The 16,857-nt window shown below is 58.0% G+C and carries 14 protein-coding genes and 3 tRNA genes; 3 read left to right on the forward strand and 14 right to left on the reverse strand.

Annotation, left to right across the window (positions count from 1 at the left end; translation table 11 throughout):
* Nucleotides 1–275: 275 nt before the first annotated feature.
* The 11 genes from QP868_RS00005 to QP868_RS00055 all read right to left on the reverse strand — a co-directional run bounded on the left by QP868_RS00005 (nt 276) and on the right by QP868_RS00055 (nt 10,559).
* Nucleotides 276–352: transfer RNA gene (locus tag QP868_RS00005), tRNA-Met, on the reverse strand.
* Between the two features lie 27 nt (nt 353–379).
* Nucleotides 380–452 (reverse strand) — tRNA-Thr (locus tag QP868_RS00010).
* A 104-nt stretch (nt 453–556) separates the two neighbouring features.
* Nucleotides 557–1,783, reverse strand: coding sequence for a metal-dependent hydrolase family protein (locus QP868_RS00015; protein WP_284924462.1), 1,227 nt, complete (start codon nt 1,781–1,783; stop codon nt 557–559).
* A 138-nt stretch (nt 1,784–1,921) separates the two neighbouring features.
* On the reverse strand, nt 1,922–2,722 hold the full coding sequence (locus tag QP868_RS00020; RefSeq protein WP_284924713.1) for a glycerophosphodiester phosphodiesterase: 801 nt from the start codon (nt 2,720–2,722) through the stop codon (nt 1,922–1,924).
* Complete coding sequence (gdhA, locus tag QP868_RS00025) at nt 2,722–4,062, reverse strand: NADP-specific glutamate dehydrogenase (RefSeq protein WP_284924463.1); 1,341 nt, start codon at nt 4,060–4,062, stop codon at nt 2,722–2,724. The genes QP868_RS00020 and gdhA overlap by 1 nt, the downstream gene beginning before the upstream one ends.
* Before the next feature lie 131 nt (nt 4,063–4,193).
* The gene (locus QP868_RS00030) at nt 4,194–5,678 is read right to left on the reverse strand and encodes an NERD domain-containing protein (RefSeq protein WP_284924464.1); all 1,485 of its coding nucleotides are present in this window, start codon (nt 5,676–5,678) and stop codon (nt 4,194–4,196) included.
* A 351-nt stretch (nt 5,679–6,029) separates the two neighbouring features.
* The gene (locus QP868_RS00035) at nt 6,030–6,992 is read right to left on the reverse strand and encodes a hypothetical protein (protein WP_284924465.1); all 963 of its coding nucleotides are present in this window, start codon (nt 6,990–6,992) and stop codon (nt 6,030–6,032) included.
* A 291-nt stretch (nt 6,993–7,283) separates the two neighbouring features.
* Nucleotides 7,284–7,365: transfer RNA gene (locus QP868_RS00040), tRNA-Tyr, on the reverse strand.
* A gap of 82 nt (nt 7,366–7,447) precedes the next feature.
* Nucleotides 7,448–8,974, reverse strand: a complete 1,527-nt coding sequence (locus QP868_RS00045; protein ID WP_284924466.1) for a tripartite tricarboxylate transporter permease — start codon at nt 8,972–8,974, stop codon at nt 7,448–7,450.
* Complete coding sequence (locus QP868_RS00050) at nt 8,974–9,564, reverse strand: tripartite tricarboxylate transporter TctB family protein (protein WP_284924467.1); 591 nt, start codon at nt 9,562–9,564, stop codon at nt 8,974–8,976. The genes QP868_RS00045 and QP868_RS00050 overlap by 1 nt, the downstream gene beginning before the upstream one ends.
* Complete coding sequence (locus tag QP868_RS00055; RefSeq protein WP_284924468.1) at nt 9,561–10,559, reverse strand: Bug family tripartite tricarboxylate transporter substrate binding protein; 999 nt, start codon at nt 10,557–10,559, stop codon at nt 9,561–9,563. The genes QP868_RS00050 and QP868_RS00055 overlap by 4 nt, the downstream gene beginning before the upstream one ends.
* A gap of 130 nt (nt 10,560–10,689) precedes the next feature.
* Between QP868_RS00055 and QP868_RS00060 the strand changes: the two genes are divergently transcribed.
* Nucleotides 10,690–11,181: a YajQ family cyclic di-GMP-binding protein gene (locus tag QP868_RS00060; protein WP_284924469.1), complete on the forward strand. Its 492-nt coding sequence runs from the start codon at nt 10,690–10,692 to the stop codon at nt 11,179–11,181.
* Between the two features lie 2 nt (nt 11,182–11,183).
* Entirely contained in the window at nt 11,184–12,407 is a 1,224-nt protein-coding gene (locus QP868_RS00065; protein WP_284924470.1) for an amidase, read from the forward strand.
* Nucleotides 12,408–12,446: 39 nt separating this feature from the next.
* On the opposite strand, the gene QP868_RS00070 is transcribed toward QP868_RS00065, so the two are convergent.
* Genes QP868_RS00070 through QP868_RS00080 form a run of 3 tightly spaced genes read right to left on the reverse strand, consistent with a single transcriptional unit; the run spans nt 12,447 to nt 15,430 of the window.
* The gene (locus QP868_RS00070; RefSeq protein ID WP_284924471.1) at nt 12,447–13,550 is read right to left on the reverse strand and encodes a glutathione S-transferase family protein; all 1,104 of its coding nucleotides are present in this window, start codon (nt 13,548–13,550) and stop codon (nt 12,447–12,449) included.
* A 48-nt stretch (nt 13,551–13,598) separates the two neighbouring features.
* Nucleotides 13,599–14,258: an NAD(P)H-dependent oxidoreductase gene (locus tag QP868_RS00075; RefSeq protein ID WP_284924472.1), complete on the reverse strand. Its 660-nt coding sequence runs from the start codon at nt 14,256–14,258 to the stop codon at nt 13,599–13,601.
* A gap of 5 nt (nt 14,259–14,263) precedes the next feature.
* Nucleotides 14,264–15,430, reverse strand: a complete 1,167-nt coding sequence (locus QP868_RS00080; protein WP_284924473.1) for an LLM class flavin-dependent oxidoreductase — start codon at nt 15,428–15,430, stop codon at nt 14,264–14,266.
* 224 nt (nt 15,431–15,654) lie between these two features.
* Here QP868_RS00080 and solA point away from each other — a divergent pair, with 224 nt between their 5' ends.
* On the forward strand, nt 15,655–16,854 hold the full coding sequence (solA, locus tag QP868_RS00085) for an N-methyl-L-tryptophan oxidase (RefSeq protein ID WP_284924474.1): 1,200 nt from the start codon (nt 15,655–15,657) through the stop codon (nt 16,852–16,854).
* Nucleotides 16,855–16,857: the final 3 nt, after the last annotated feature.

Here is a 16,857-nt window from a genome sequence, read left to right on the forward strand (position 1 = left end):
TTCACCTACGAAGACGGCATCAAACTCCGACAAGGATGGGCAGGAAGACACCCCTGACACGCCAGGCCCATACACACTTTTTGGCCTATAACCCACAAAAGTTACAACCGGCTGATTCACTCAAAGACTAAAAACATTTCGAGAAACCGAGCATCCAGAGTCTACCAACACTGAGCACTCTCATGCCCGGCCGCCTGGCGGTCGAGACTCTCTGTTTCACACCTCGGCCAGAAACCACACAAGGCCAGCTCGCTTTGGAGCTGACCTTGTTTGTGTGGTAGCGGAGGCGGGACTCGATCCCGCGACCTCACGATTATGAGTCGTGCGCTCTAACCAGCTGAGCTACCCCGCCATAGGCACGAACCGTAATTCGCACGAGAGCCCCAAAAGGGAATCGAACCCTTGACCTTTTCCTTACCATGGAAACGCTCTGCCGACTGAGCTATTGGGGCAACGAAAGAAAACTATACACACCCGCGCGGGGTGATGCAAAATTTGGGCACGTCTTCATTCAGCCTCGCATCCACATCACCCCGCGCTTCCAAACCATCAGGTGCTAAACAGCCACGCCGCCTTGGAAAACACGCTTCTCAACACTGCGCAACTGTCCAACACCGCTCTCTTCCAGACTTCCTTCAAACAGCACAAAGTCACCGTGGTTACCCACGCGCACTCTGCCCACTGAGTCATCACCCATCAAGTCCGCGGCGTTTGCGGTGGAGGCGCGCAACACCTCGGCGGTACTCATCCCCACACCAGCCATGAGTTCCAATTCCTCCAAATTCTGCCCGTGAACGCCTACCCCGGCGTCGGTTCCCATGGCGATCCGCACGCCCGCTTGGTGAGCCATGGCAACAGACTCGCGGTGACGCTCGGCCACTCGGCGCGCTTTCTCGACCATGGCTTCAGGAATCGGCACACCCGCCTCAGCAGCGCGAATCACTGCCAGCGGAGCCTGCAACGTGGGCACCAGGACACAGTCTCGCTCAAGCATCAGGTCAACAGTTTCGTCGTCCAAGTAGATGCCGTGTTCGATCGAGGCGACCCCGGCCAGCACCGCATTCTTGATACCTGCGGTCCCCTGCGCGTGTGACATGACGCGGCGTCCCTGCGCGGTGGCTTCTGCAACAATCGTGGAAATTTCGTCCACCGTGAACTGTGAGTGGCGCGGGTCGTCAGCCGCGGACAACACTCCCCCGGTTGAACAAATCTTGATGTGGTCGGCACCAGCGCGGATCAGCTCACGCGTTTTCACCTGCACACCCTGGGCGCCGTCGGCCACTCCAGATGGGCGCCCAGGGTGGGGCATCAGCATGGGCGAACATGCACCTGAGGGCAACATCCCGTCGCCGTGTCCAGCGGTCTGGCTCATGATGGTGACGGCCACTTTGAGTCGCGGCCCGCGCACCAGCCCGCGTTCCAGAGCTTCGCGCACACCCGCGTCCGCTCCGCCGGCGTCCCTCGCCGAGGTGACCCCAGCTTCCAGCGTCAAACGAAGGTTTTCGACGCCTCGGTAGAACTGGAGAGAGAACGGTTCGGTGAACCCTTCGAGCGAACCCGCGTTGTTGACCAGCGCGTGGATGTGGCAGTCGATGATTCCTGGGGTCAGGGTGTGCCCCGTACCATCCACAACGGTTTCTGACTCGCGCTTCTCAAGTGTTCCTGCAGGTTCGACAGCGCTGAAGCGCCCTTCCTCGACACGCACGTCGTAGGTTCCGTCTTTAAACGCTTCCCCGTCGAACAGTGCAACGTTTGTCACCAGCACGTCTGCTTTTTGTGCCACGTTTTCTCCTTCGAAACAACTTATGCGTTGGCACTCATATTAGACAGGCGTGAAGGTGCCTGCGGTGGGGTATCCCCATGTGAAATGGGAGGGCGCGTCCCCTTATGACGTGCGAGGGCGCGTCCCAATAATCGCCCCTTACGAATGCGCGATGTCGTACTTCGCAGCCAAGAACCCTTGGAGTCGCCCAGGCTGGTTCGTGATGATACCCGTGACCCCTGCCCCTACGAGCTTCTCCCAGTCACGCGGCGAGTCCGTGGTGTAGACAAAAACGGCCAGGTCACGGCCCAGAACTTCTTCAACAAAATCCCTACGCGCGTGGAAGCCCCGAATCGACGGGTTCACCGCAACAACCTCAAGCCGCTGCGCAAGTCCCATGTCCTCTTCACGAGGCACCAAACGCAACAACCCACGTGGCACGTGCGGGGCAATATCCCGGCATACCTCTACTGAACGCGCGTTGAAACTCTGGAGGATGACACGGTCGGCCATTCCCACCTCGGCGATTTCTTGCCCAACCCGGGCCACCGCGCCCGGACTCCATTCACCCTTGAGCTCCAACAGCATCCGACCGCCCATTTCCGCAACGTTCTTCAGCATGGCGTCCAAACGGGGAATGCGCTGACCGGCAAAACCCAGGCCGTGGCCGTAGCCGGCGTCGGCCAGCGAAATACGGTCGTAGCTCATGTGCGCGATCGTGCCCTGAATGTCAGTGGTGCGCTGCAGCGTGGGGTCGTGCACCACAACGGGCACACCATCTGCGGTGACGTGAAGATCGACCTCAATGAAGTCACACCCGATCAGCCGGGCCGCATCCACGGCCGCCATCGTGTTCTCAGGCACAGCCCCCGAATACCCTCGGTGGGCGATCACCCAGGGTTTGACACCTCGGCCGGGAACTTCGTCGATTTCACGTTCACGCAGATAGTCAGAAAACATCACACAACTCCGAAAGCAAGCATGGCATCTGCTACTTTACGGAATCCTGCGATGTTTGCACCCATGACGTAGTCGCCGGGGTGTCCATATTCTTCAGCGGTCTCGAGACAGCGGCGGTGGATGCTCTGCATGATTTGGGTGAGGCGTTCTTCGGTGTAGTCGAAGGACCAGGAGTCACGCTGCGCGTTCTGCTGCATTTCCAACGCCGAGGTGGCAACCCCACCTGCGTTCGCAGCCTTACCGGGCCCGTAGAGGACTTCCGAGTTCTGGAACGCTTCGACGGCCTCTTCGTTGCAGGGCATGTTCGCGCCTTCTGCGACTGCTTGGACGCCGTTCTTGATGAGTTTCTTGGCGTCAGAGCCCAGGAGTTCGTTTTGGGTAGCGCACGGCAGAGCCACGTCCACTGGCACGTCCCACGGGCAGTTGTTGGGGACAAACCGGGCCGAGGTGCGGGTCTCCACATACTCGCCGATGCGTCCGCGCCGGTTGAGTTTGATGTCCTTGAGTAGTTCTAGGTCGATGCCCTGCTTGTCGTACACGTACCCGGAGGAGTCTGATGCTGTCACAACCTTTCCACCCAGCTGGTGGACTTTTTCGATCGCGTAGATGGCGACGTTTCCGGCTCCGGAGACGGCTACAGTGGTGCCGTCCAGGCTGGTGTTTTTGGACTTGAGCATTTCGTTAGCGAAGATCGCGGCACCGTATCCGGTGGCTTCGGTGCGTACCAGTGAACCGCCCCAGGTGAGGCCTTTTCCGGTGAGCACGCCTGATTCGTACCGGTTGGTGATGCGTTTGTACTGGCCAAAGAGGTACCCAATTTCGCGTGACCCCACACCGATGTCACCTGCTGGAACGTCGGTGTATTCGCCGATGTACCGGTAGAGCTCAGTCATGAACGACTGGCAGAAGCGCATGACTTCGTCATCGGATTTGCCGCGCGGGTCGAAGTCCGACCCACCCTTACCACCACCGATGGGCAGGCCGGTGAGGGAGTTCTTGAAGATCTGTTCGAAACCCAGGAACTTGATGATTCCCAAGTTGACCGACGGGTGGAAACGCAGACCACCCTTGTATGGCCCTAAGGCTGAGTTAAATTCGACACGGAATCCGCGGTTGATTTGGATGACGCCGTTGTCGTCGATCCAGGGCACACGGAAGATGATTTGGCGTTCCGGTTCGCACATTTGGCTGACGATGCGAGCGTCAGCGTATTCAGGGTGACGGTCGCCCATTGCACGAAGGCTGGCGAGGACTTCCTTTACCGCCTGGTGGAATTCCGGTTCAGCCGGGTTGCGTTTGAGAACTTTGCTATAAAGTTTGTCGATTGCTTCGTCTAACACAGCTACCTCTTTTCCGTATGACCTGCCCTCTCAATCTATGGGAAAACCGGGTCACCTCACTTTTCGGTCTCAAATTTTGTGCACGGGGTCACGTATGTAAGGCGAGAATGACGGCGCGTCTTACTGCGCTGTTAGTGCCTACTGGGTGCGTGACCGCATGCTGGGCATGCGTGCATGTATGCGGGCTTGGGAGCGTGGCACTGTGGGCAGGTGGACGTGCCCGAGGTGTTCCCCGGGTGAGTCGGACCACTGCCCGTAGGGGTGAAAGCGGGCCCCGAGCCGTACGTTGCGGAGCTGTGCGAACTGGGCGCTGCGGAGTTGCGCGGTGTGGAAAAGCTAGGCGTGGAAAAGCTCGTTGGGGCGGAGCCTTGGTGTGTGCCTTGATTGAGCGACGGCCTGCCGGGGTGAGCATTAGCACCTGGGGTCGGTTGCCCACCGGAGGGCCTGCTGGCTGGCGCGTTGCGCACTGGCCTGTTGTTGCGGGGAGCAGAGTTCTGTTGTGCCGGTGCTGGTTTTTGGACACTTGCCCAGTACGATTCTTCTTTCAGAAGGTTTTTAAACATTCGAACCGCCGCCTGGTCATGCGTATCGTTCATATTAACGGGCGGTTCTTCGCGCAAGAGTTCCAAGACGTCACTTAAGTTGCATACAGGAATGTTTCCCGTCCACGTAGTTCCTGGAAAAATGGACCCGCTCCCATTATTTGTGGGCATCAACACGACACGCGAGGTGACGTTGTGGGGCAAACGGGCATCGGACGAACGTCGTTTCACAATTGAGTCCGCCATTTCCATGTTGCGCGACATGGAACGTGGCTGGCCAATATAAACGTCTTTTTGGTTATCGACTGCGACGAGCTTGTTATCCTCATCGACTTTCCACGTGATGTCTCCCTGCATGTAGTACTTGAGGTCGATCACCCAGATGCTACGGCCTGTGACTATCACACAGTCGATGTCGGATGAGTACTTTGTGCTCCACCCCACCTCTTCGTCGGGAATGTGGATTGACCAGAACGTCGCAAAACGGTCGAGCATACCTTCTGCGGCTAGCGTTTTCGCGAAATTCAGCTCACCCAGTTGGCCTTTAGCGACCTTAGATTCATTGAAACCCGAGGATTCCAAGCCAGCGCCTGGGCTACCGAACATCAAGTCATGTCCTGTTGGCCGTGGCCAATCTTTCACCTGGTCGGCGTCATACTGCGATCGTGTCCCGGCCTGGGTGGGAGAGGTTAACCGATTGCGCTGAGCGTTGAGCTCCCACTCTAATGCGACTTCAGCTTCGCGCCGCTGAATGGCGAGCGAGTCGCGTTCGTCCTGTTCTGTGCCAGTAATCACGCGTTTTGCCGCTATCGCGCGGACAATGAGGAGAACCCAAGAGGTAATCCACCATAAGAATTGAGCGGTACCTGCGATCCAAAAGCGTCGGTTGACGTCTTTGTCTGGGATGTCTAGTTCGTACAGTCTTTCGGCGATGAGCGAGCCGTCGAGAACAAAGCCGATGCCTGTCACCACAGTCAGAATTCCCATAGCGATAACGGCTTCTGCGACGCTGCCGATTTCGCGGTACTCACGGACCGAAGTTGCTTTCAGGGTGCGGAAAGATCCAATCACCATGTGAAGCCCGAATTTAAGCAAAACAAGCGCACAAATACACGCGACGATTTGCCCAAAAATTGAGCGTCCCACAAAGGGGTTGCAATACCAGAAGATAGTGATGGCTAGAAACCAAATCGTGTATATCCACCCGGTGACGATGACTACACGGCGGGGACGCCGTGCCCTATCTGTCCTAAGCTCTTCAGCCAATGCCATCCCCGATCTTCATTCGCGCAGTCAGCTACCGTTTTCAAGATAAATGTGTGAGTGCAGAGCAATGCCCATCACTGCACATTGCCTACTACTTATACATCGCTCACCAAGCTTTTCAAACCCGTCGGACGGTGAGTGGGGTGCTATCTAGCGCTATTAGTGTTCGCCGGGTGCGTGACCGCATGCTGGGCATAAGTGCATGTATGCGGGTTGAAGCGAATTACACCGGGGGCAGGCTGACAGTCCCGAGGTGTTACTTGAGTGCGCTGGGCCACTGCCAGTTTGCGCGGCGGCGGGACCTGACCCGTATTCAGCGGACTGCTGGGAGCCGGTGGGGTTGTGTTTCGACTGGACGCGGAAGCTGGGAACGCCGGGGTGCTCATGTGAGTATGTGGGTGAGTGAGGTTTCGGCTTTTCGGGTTGTTTCGGTTCGGGTTGTTTGGGTTCCGGAGGTGACGGGTGGGGCTCGTTTAAGTATGGGTCGAAGTCCCGTGGTTTCGCATCGCCTGAGCGAGTGGGTGGCAGGGCGGTAGGTTCTGGGTCAGGGTCAGTAGAAACGTGAGGCGAGGTGTCACCGAAGTTGAATGGTTGGTCGTTTCGGTTGGAAATTGGTTTGGGTATGGTGCCGTAGTCCGGGAGTACAACCGCATCGATTTTATCGCTAGTTTCGTACTCTGAAATGCGACGAGAAATAACAGCGCGAATAATCAGGCAGACAAGTGATACCAGCCACCACAGGAACTGTAGTTTGCCCACGACTGGCATGGCAGTGGGGTGAAGAGGCCAGGTGAATTCTTTTTCGCCCTTCCAGCCAAGGTAGATGAGGCCTGTGATGATGGCGAACCGCACGCAGGTGCCCAATACAGTCGGAACATAGCTTGCGGCCTTTGGCACCGGGTTGAATGTGGTCTTGAAAGGCTTCGCAACATTGCTAATGAGGAGCAATATGATGACCCCGCCCACGTAGCACACCGCTTGCCACAGTGGCACACGAATCACTGAAGGTTTGAAATACCAGAAGAAGGCAAGTGCAAGCGCGCCGCCCATGACAAACCATCCGGTGAACCTGATGAAGATTCCCGCTTTACGAACTCGGTTTTTTCTTAGCTGCCCAGCCATGTTTTCCTCCAGGAACCACTTCTATGATCATGCCAGTCGCTCAACTGTTTTGCCAGCAGTGAGCTGAGGTGGGACGAAGACAAGGCGCGAGAAATCGTTGCCGAGTACATCAAGCCACGCAGATAAATGACCGAGCCATCAAAAAGAAGATCACCATGAATACTGAAAACTTCCCCCAGCCCTCTTCAGACCAAGTGATGAAAGACGTTGAGATTGTCCGTCAGCTTCTAGTCGCGAACGAAACGAAAAGACCCGACCAGTCTTGAGTCTGGTCGGGCCCCTTGTTTCCTGTGGCAGGTATAGGATTCGAACCTATGAAGGCAATGCCGGCTGATTTACAGTCAGCTCCCTTTGGCCGCTCGGGCAACCTGCCAGGGGTGCGTGAAGCACCTGAGCAATACTAGCGGAAGTTTCGCCAAACTAAAAATCCGCACCCAGGTGCCCCGCTACCCCACCTACGCCGAGGTCGTTTCCGGGTGCTCCTCGAACGTCCCCTTCTTGCGAACCCGGCTGTAAATTGCTGCACCGACGACCAGCGCCAAAGTCACGTACAACACAATCGTGATGCTAGAACCGAACAGAACAGACACATCACCGTTCGAACTCAGCAGCGCGTCACGCAGGTTCGTTTCCGCCAACGGCCCCAACACCATGCCGATCATCAGTGGCGCAATCGGCATGCCAAAACGCCGCATCATCCAGCCGACAAGCCCAATGGCCAACAGCATGGCCAAGTCGAACACCGAATTCGACGTCGCCCAAATACCCAACACACAGAACATGGTGATGCCCGCGTACAAGTACGGCTTAGGGATCAGCAGCAACTTCGCCCACAGCGGCGCAAACGGCAAGTTGAGAATCAACAACACCACCATGGCAATGAAGAAGCTTGCCAGCAGACCCCACACCAGTTCAGGTGACCGGTCAAACAACAGCGGCCCGGGCTGCAGGCCATACTGCTTAAACGCAGCCAACAGAATCGCAGCAGTCCCAGTCACCGGCAACCCTAAAGCCAACAGCGAGGCCATCGCCATACCCGTGGTCGCGTTACCTGCCGCCTCGGGAGCAGCCAGACCTTGGATCGCACCCTTACCAAACTGGTTGCGCCCAGATTTCTTATCAATCCTGCGCTCCAGCCCGTACGCCATAAACGTGGGCACTTCAGAGCCACCCACCGGCACTACCCCGAACGGCAACCCGATCGCAGTACCACGCATCCATGCAGGCAGAGCTTGACGCACCTCGGCGCGGGACAAAAACGGCCTACCCGCCGCCAGCACCTTGAATTGGTCACGCTCACGGCTAGCACGGCTCGCTACCCGAAGGATCTCGCCCAAGGCCAGAACAGCCACGGTCACGGTCACAATTGAGATGCCGTCAAACAGTTCAGGCACCCCAGAGGTGAATCGTTCCACACCGGAAACGGAGTCGATACCCACGACCGCGATCGCCAAGCCCAACGCCAGCGAGCCCAGCCCCTTGACCACCGAATCCGAGACCACCGACGACGTTGCGACAAACGCAAACAGGGCGAGCGCGAAGTACTCGGCCGGACCAAAGAACGCAGACAGGTTCGCCAAGGTCGGCGCCAAAAACACCACCAAGATACTGGCAGTCATTCCACCAATGAACGCACCGATCGCGGCGGTCGCTAACGCCTGCGGCGCCCGTCCCGAGGTGGCCATCTTGTGACCTTCGAACGTTGAGGCGATCGCGGAGGACTGCCCGGGCGTGTTCATGAGAATCGCCATGGTCGAGTCACCAAACAACCCGCCAAAATACACGCCGGCGAACATGATGAAAGCCCCAGTGGGTTCAAGCGCAAAGGTCATGGGCAACAGCAACGCCACTGCCATTGACGACCCCAGGCCGGGCAGCACTCCCACTGCGGTACCCAGCAGACATCCCACCAGGACCCAGAGCAGGTTGATTGGGATGAGCGCGGAACCGAACCCTTCAATGAGTGAACTTAGGGCATCCATCAGCGGCCTCCAGCAAAAATCAGTCCTGATGGCAGATCAACGCTTAAGAGCACTGCGAAAATCAGGTAAATAACACTCGACAAGAACAACCCAACCAGCACGTCCATGAGCCAGCGCTGCGAACCGATCGCGTGGGCCACCATGACGAACATCAAGGCTGCTGAGATGATCCAGCCAATAGGCACGATCAGTGCGATGAACAGCACCAGACCACCCACGGCCCACGCCACGGCGCGCCAGTCCGTGTACCAGGCACGTTCTTCGAGGTCTTCTGGTTCGGTTGCTGGCGCCAACTCAGGGAGTTGTGGCTTGCGGATGATGTCAACCGCGAGCACCGCTGCGAGCAGGTAGAGCGCCACAATGATGATCCACGGGAAGAACTGTGGCCCAGGGAGGTCCACGCTTTCCGGCACCTTCATCGCAAACTGGCCAATCAGCATATATGTGGCAACCGCCGCCATGAGCGCGGGCATAGCCAGCCCTGCGCGGCCGGTCCACCAACCTCGGTCCTTGAGGTTTTCATGCCCCAGGATTTCAATCTGATCATTCTCACCCGGTTTGACCGGGTCAACTGCGCGTGATCCGCTCACAGGCCCAGCTCCTTCAGTAGTTCAGCGGTCTTCTTTTGGTCTTCTTCGAGGAACTTCGCTAAATCGTCCCCGGTTTCCCACGCATCGGTCCACGCGTTGCGTTTCAGAGCGTCCTGCCATTCGGGGGTATCACGCATTTCCTTGAGCAATTCCAGCTGCTGCTGGGCTGCTTCTTCACTTACGCCTGGAGCGGCCAACATGCCACGCCAGTTCGCTAGGACCACGTCGTGTCCCTGTTCTTTGATGGTGGGAATGTCAACGCCTTCGATCCGTTCAGGACCGGTCACACCTAGCGCTTTCACACGGCCTGCTTCGACCTGGTCAGCTACTTCGTTGTACCCGGTTGCCGCGTAGTCCGCCGTGCCGTTGAGTAGCGCGGCAATGGCTTCACCACCACCGGACTTAGGGATGAACGTGGTTTCTTTACCGTCCAGCCCCGCTTCTTGAGCGAGATTGGCAACCACGAGGTGGTCCATAGACCCTGCCGACCCGCCGGTCCACGGGTGACCCTTGGGGTCTTCTTTCCATTCGTTGAGCAGGTCGTCAATGGTTTCAAGCGGGGAATCCGCAGGAACGATCACCACGTCGTAGTCTTCTGCGATTTTCGCCAGAGGAACAACATCCTCGTACCCAACCGGGGAGTTGTTGATGAGGATTCCGCCGGTCATCGCTGATCCCGTAGCCAGAAGGGTGTCAGACCGTTCGTGCATGGTGGAGAAACGCCCCAAGCCAATGGTTCCTCCCGCTCCCGGGATGTTGACGACTTGCACGTTTCCAACCAGACCTGCCTGGCGCATAGCCTGTTGCTGTTCACGCACAAACCCGTCCCATCCACCGCCGGCACCTGCCGGTGCGATGAGGGTGAGGTTCGCGCGCACGTTGTCTGATGCACTGGCGCGCTGGATGGACATCGTCATGGCGACCACCAGCACAACCGCGGTGATCACCGCGAACACCAGCAGCCCAACTGGGCGTTTGCGTGGCTGTGAATTCATAAAGCTTCCGTTCTGTTCAAAAGTTCAAGTAGCGTAGATCACCATGAAAACTTCGTCAAAAGTGACAGCGCCTATTCACTATGGTGAGACAGGTTACACTGTGGGTTGATCACGCTGAAGAGGAGACAACATGGCGAGCGACTCAAGTTTTGACATTGTGAGCAAGGTTGACCGTCAAGAAGCGGACAACGCGCTGAACCAAGCGGCAAAAGAAATTCACTCACGCTACGACTTCAAAGGTACCGACGCCTCGATCGAATGGTCTGGCGAAAAGATCATGATGAAGGCAGTCAGCGAAGACCGCGTCAAGGCAGTCCTTGACGTTTTCCAGTCCAAGCTGGTGCGCCGTGGCATCTCGTTGAAGTCACTGGACGCAGGTGAACCATATGCGTCCGGTAAGGAATACCGCCTAGAAGCTGCGATCAAAGAAGGCATCGACCAAGAAAACGCCAAGAAGATCTCTAAGCTCATCCGCGAAGAAGGACCTAAAGGCGTTAAGGCACAGATCCAGGGTGATGAACTGCGCGTGAGCTCTAAGAAGCGCGACGACCTACAAGCCGTCATCGCCATGCTCAAGTCCCAGGACTTGGATGTGGACCTGCAGTTCACGAATTACCGCTGAACATGGACGCGCACGGCCGCACCCGCGCAACTGAACTCAACGCGGTCACCACGTTCCTGGACATGGCCGCGGACCAACAAGGCAGCCCACAAGCCAGCCCGTACCCCAGCTCCCAAGCAACACAGCCTGGCCCGCTGACCGGGCTCACGTTCGCGGTAAAAGACGTCATCGACGTCGCTGGCGTGCCCACCTCCATGGGATCGAACGTCACGGTTCCCGGCACCCAGCCGGCGACCACCTCGGCGGCCCTTGTCACCCAACTCACCAGCCTGGGAGCGGTCGCAGTTGCCAAAACCAACTGCCAAGAGTTCTCCCACGGCATCCTTGGTGACGTGAGCGCATTCGGCCGGGTCGTCAACCCTGTTGACCCCGCCCTGTGCACGGGTGGGTCCAGCTCAGGTTCGGCTGCATTGGTGGGCGCGGGGGTCGTGGACTTCGCGCTTGGCACGGACACAGCCGGGTCCGTGCGCGTACCGGCGGCGTGCTGTCACGTCACCGGCTTCAAACCTACGTTTGGCGTGCTCCCGGTTGACGGGATTTTTCCGCTCTCCCCCACTTTCGACACCGCGGGCCTGTTTGCCCGTGAGCCGGAGTTGGTGGCTCGCGTGTTTTCCGCGCTCACCGGGCAGGCTGTGGCCCCGGCACCGGACCAGCCGCGGATCGGATTCGTTGACGCCCGCGGGACCATCCGCTCCGTCACCGGGTACCTGCCGGACGCACACAATCTCACCACCTCGGGCGAGGAACTTTTTGCGCACGCCGCGGGCGTGTATGACGTGGTGCGGAAATTCGAGTCCACGCGCATCCACCGGGAGTTCATGGAGTCCCAGGCAGCCGCGTATCAGCCTGCGATTCTGGCGAAGTTCCGGGATGCGCAAGGGGTCAGCGAAGAGGACTACCGGCGTGGCCTGGCCCAGGTGACACAGTTGCAAGAGAAGGCCGCCGAGGTGTTCGCCAGCGTCGATTTCATTGTCACCCCCGCGGTTGATGGGCCGCTCGCCACGTGGGAGCAAGTGGATTCGGACCCTGGCGTGCGCGGGGCATACATGCATTACAGCCAGCCGTTTAACGTGTTGGGGTGGCCGGCCGTTGTGGTGCCGTTGAGCACGCGTGATGAAGCCGGGCACCCACAGTCGGTGCAGATTGTGGCGCACCCGGCTAAGGACAGTGAACTGCTCGCGTTCGCTACGGCGTTTGCGGGATCAGTGAAGTCACGGACTGAGTGAGCCCGCCCGCCAGCTCAGTTAGCACGCACGTCGGCTCACTCAGTTAAACAGCGGGTTCGCCTTAGGCTTTTCTGCGTCCCGCACCGGTGCCGGCGGCGTGCCGTCACCAAACGGTTCACCGCCCAAACGCTCACGCTCATGCGGGGTAAGCCACACGTTCACGTCCGGACCCACCGGCACAATTCCCGTGGGGTTAATGTCCGTGTGAGTCCCGTAGTAGTGCTGTTTGATCTGGTTGAAGTCCACCGTGTCACCAAAGCCCGGGGTTTGGAATAGGTCACGTGCGTATCCCCACAGGTTTTCAAACTCTGTGAGCCTGTTGCGGTTGGTCTTGAAGTGCCCGTGGTACACCGGGTCGAACCGCACCAGCGTGGTAAACAGGCGCACGTCGGCCTCAGTGATCGTGTCACCCATGAGGAAGCGTCTCGTTGCTAAGCGCTCTTCCAACCAGTCCATAGCCACGAACAAGCGTTCAAAGGCCTCTTCGTACGCCTCTTGACTTCCTGCGAAACCACACCGGTAAACCCCGTTGTTCACCTCGGTGAAGATGCGGGTGATGATGTCGAACATTTCGTCCCTACCATCTTCTGGCAACAGATCAGGCGCGTCAGGACGGTGAAATTCGCGCCACTGGGTCGAAAAGTCCAGGGTGATTTGCGGGTAGTCATTGGTGACAACGGCCTTGGTGGGAATGTCTACGATCGCCGGAACGGTGATTCCGCGGTCGTAGTCAGCAAAGCGGTTGAGGAAGTTGTCACGCAGGTGATGGTTACCAAGCACCGGGTCCACCCCGTCTGGGTCCAGGTCAAAAGTCCACGACTTCCAGTCGTGAATGGGCCCGGGTAGTCCAATACTGATAACGTCTTCTAGCCCCAAAAGCCTGCGCACGATCAGTGTGCGGTTAGCCCACGGGCAGGCCCGCGCAGCCACCAGGTGATAACGACCGGGCTCTACCGGCCAGGCTTGAGCACCTTTGGACAGGCCATACCCAACACTGCCCACCTTGGATGCTGGCGGTTCAGGGAGCGCCCCAACGTCCTCGGACACAATCCGGTCCTCAATGTACGTGGTGTCTCGCTCAAAGCTCTCACCAGGTTTTACATATGACCCGTGGGCGCCTTCTTCGCGTGCCGTAGTTGCCATGGTGTGAGTGTCCTTCCTAGCGTTATGCCGTGCTTGAGTGTCGCAGCGCTACCCCGCGTTGTAGCTGTTGCCTGTGGCCAGTCGCATGAGGTCGCTGTCGAGGTCGATCGACAGCTCCGTATCACTGGCCGAACCGTACGAGTGCTGGTAGTGGTCCCACGTAGTATTCCGTGCAGTTCCGCGCACATCAGCGCGGATGAGCGCCAGCAGCTCGCCTGCCGCTCGAGCACTGCGGGTGCGCAATTTGGGGTCGTTGAAGTCATCTGGGGCCGCAAACACCGAAGTGGGTGTCGTGTATGTGCGCAAGTACGCGAACAGGCCGCGTATCTGATCATCGACTACCAGCGCGTGACGTTGGCTTCCCGCTGTACCTGCCAGCAAAACCGGGGTCCCAATAAGCAGGTCGTTATCCAGCGCTTGGAAGAACGCCATAAAGACAGCACTTGCGCCGGCTTTGAACACCGGCGTTCCCACGATGAGCGCGTCCGCGTTGAGCAACGTGGCCTCAATCTCTTGGAGCGCAGCCGACTTGTGCCCGCTCACCAGTGCGGTCATCGCATCCTGGGCCACGTCGCGCACGTTGATTGAGGTGCACGTGATGTTGTCACCCGCTTCTTGGACGCTCTTAGCGATCTGCGAAAGCAACATCGCGGTCGATGACGTTTCGCTGGTTCCTGCGTTGATCACCACTACTGTGGCGTTCGGCATCGTGACTATCCTTCCTGGTCTGTGTCGAGGTAGGGCGAGCCTCCAGTGACGTTGTCACCGCGGTTAGCCCGAGGTCGTGGCTCCCGAGGTGGTGTGTCACCGTAGCGAGCCCGTACCAGGCTTTCGTGAGTTGGCGCGTCGGGGACTTCCGGGTCGCGACGGGATTCGAGTTCTTTCCGCAAAACGGGCAGGACTTCTGATCCCAGTAGTTCGATCTGTTCCATGACCATGCTGTGGGGCATACCCGCGTGGTCCACGAGGAACATTTGGCGTTGGTAGTCTCCAAACGTTTCTTGGAACGTCAAAGTCTTCTCGATTATTTCTTGTGGGCTACCCACACTCAGGGGTGTTTGATTGACGAACTCTTCGAGCGATGGACCGTGCCCGTACACCGGCGCCTCGTTGAAGTATGGGCGGAATCGGTCCCACGCGTCTTGTGACTTGCGGGCCACAAACGCTTGCCCGCCCAGTCCCACGATGGCTTGTTTGGCAGAACCGTGCCCGTAGTGCTCATAGCGCTGGCGGTAGAAGTTGACGAGGCGTAGTGAGTGTTCGGACCGCCAGAAAATGTGGTTGGCGAAGAACCCATTGCCGTAGTACGCGGCTTGTTCTGCGATTTCAGGGGTGCGAATGGACCCGTGCCACACAAAGGGCGGAACGCCGTGCAGGGGCCGAGGTGTTGAGGTGAATCCGTTAAGAGGCGTGCGGAATGACCCTTCAAAGTCCACCACGTCTTCGCGCCACAGGCGGTGGAGCAGGTTGTAGTTCTCTAGAGCCAGCGGCAACCCTTGGCGAATGTCTTGGCCGAACCACGGGTACACCGGTGCAGTGTTTCCGCGTCCCAGCATGAGGTCCATGCGCCCGTCACTCAGGTGCTGGAGCATGGCGTAATCTTCAGCGATTTTCACCGGGTCATTCGTGGTAATGAGGGTTGTCGACGTAGAGACTTTCAGGCGCGTTGTCTGCGCAGCAATTGTGGCCAACAAGGTGGTAGGGCTTGACGACACGAACGGCGGATTGTGGTGTTCACCGATCGCGTAGACGTCGAAACCAGCCTCTTCAGAAAACACCGCCTGCTGAACCAGGTTACAAATCCGCTCACCTTCGCTTGGGGTTTCTCCCGAAACGGGGTCACGGGTCACATCACTGACCGAAAACAGCCCGAACTCCATGGCACCTCCATCACGCACATAGTTGATACTTCAATCAACGCTGTCTGCCGTGATTTGTTCCCTTTCGCGTCGCGCGCAATGTGATTGACGGAATCGATATCGACCATTCAACTTCCGCTCGAGGGATCACTTCCCATTCTCAATGAGTTAGGTTAGCCTAAGCTAAGTTAAGCATTGGTTGTTCTCCATGAACGACAGGAAAACAGGAAGGGCCTTGGCCATAAATGGTCGCAACTGATTTCGATATCGCCGTAGTAGGGCTTGGCGCGATGGGATCCATGGCGCTGTGGCAGATTACCCGCTTAGCACCTCTCGATTCCATCGTTGGAATCGAGAGGTTCAAACCGGGCCATGACAGGGGATCTTCTCACGGAGGATCACGAATTTTCCGACGCACTGTATTCGAAGGGTCCCACTATGTTCCTCTCGCAAGTCGCGCACTCGAGTTGTGGGACGAGCTCGATAAATCATCCACCTCACAGTTGCGCGTTCAGGCTGGAGGCTTAACCATCGGTGCTACCGATAGCGACTTTCTGAATGACGCTCAACGGGCTGCCCAAGCGGGCGGAGCAGAAGTGGAGTTACTCAGTCGCGAAGAATTACGCGCGAGATTCCCCCAACATGCGCTCTTTTCAGACGACTGCGGCCTGTTTGAACCGAACGCCTGCGTGCTTCATCCCGAGCACAGCATTCGGGCCGCCGTTGAATCTGCTACGCATGCAGGCGCCACATTGTTAACCAACGCACACGTCACTTCTCTCGCTGCACGGAAATCTCACTGCGTTATCAGCACGTCAACCCACACCATTACTGCTCGCCGCGTCATCGTAGCCGCGGGCGCATGGAGCACACAGCTCCTCCCAGACGAACACATACCGATCCGGGTACAACGAACTGTCCCAGTTCACTTCCGCACACCGGCCGACCATACACATGATTACGGCCCACAACGCTTTCCGCTCTTTATCCGCGACAGCCGTCAGATCAACCTCTGGGGAATTCCTGACGTTGACGGACGGGGAGTCAAGATCGGCGTAAAAAACGCCCAAAAACCGTGGCTCGCCGAGGTCGAACACAACTGGACACCTGCTCGCCCCTCCGATATCGCCCCTGTGATCGAGGCATGTGCCCAAGCTATTCCAGAACTCGCAGATGCACAGACTTCGGGGCATCCATGCATGAATGCACGAACACCCGACGGCCAATTCATCATCGGCCCCGCACAGAACTACCCGAACATCACGGTTCTGGCAGGGTTCGGCGGACAAGGGTTCAAGTATGCACCCGCTATCGGCGAACTTGGCGCTCTCCTTGCTTTGGATAGCTCAACTGAGACCGACATCTCGGCATTCTCACCCACACGTCTGCGCCACCTTCGCTGGGGCACGCCCGCAACACCCTTATTCCAACCAACCGAGGCATGATCA

Origin of the sequence: Brevibacterium sp. UMB1308A, from assembly GCF_030230605.1 — a bacterium.
Taxonomy (GTDB): Bacteria; Actinomycetota; Actinomycetes; order Actinomycetales; family Brevibacteriaceae; genus Brevibacterium.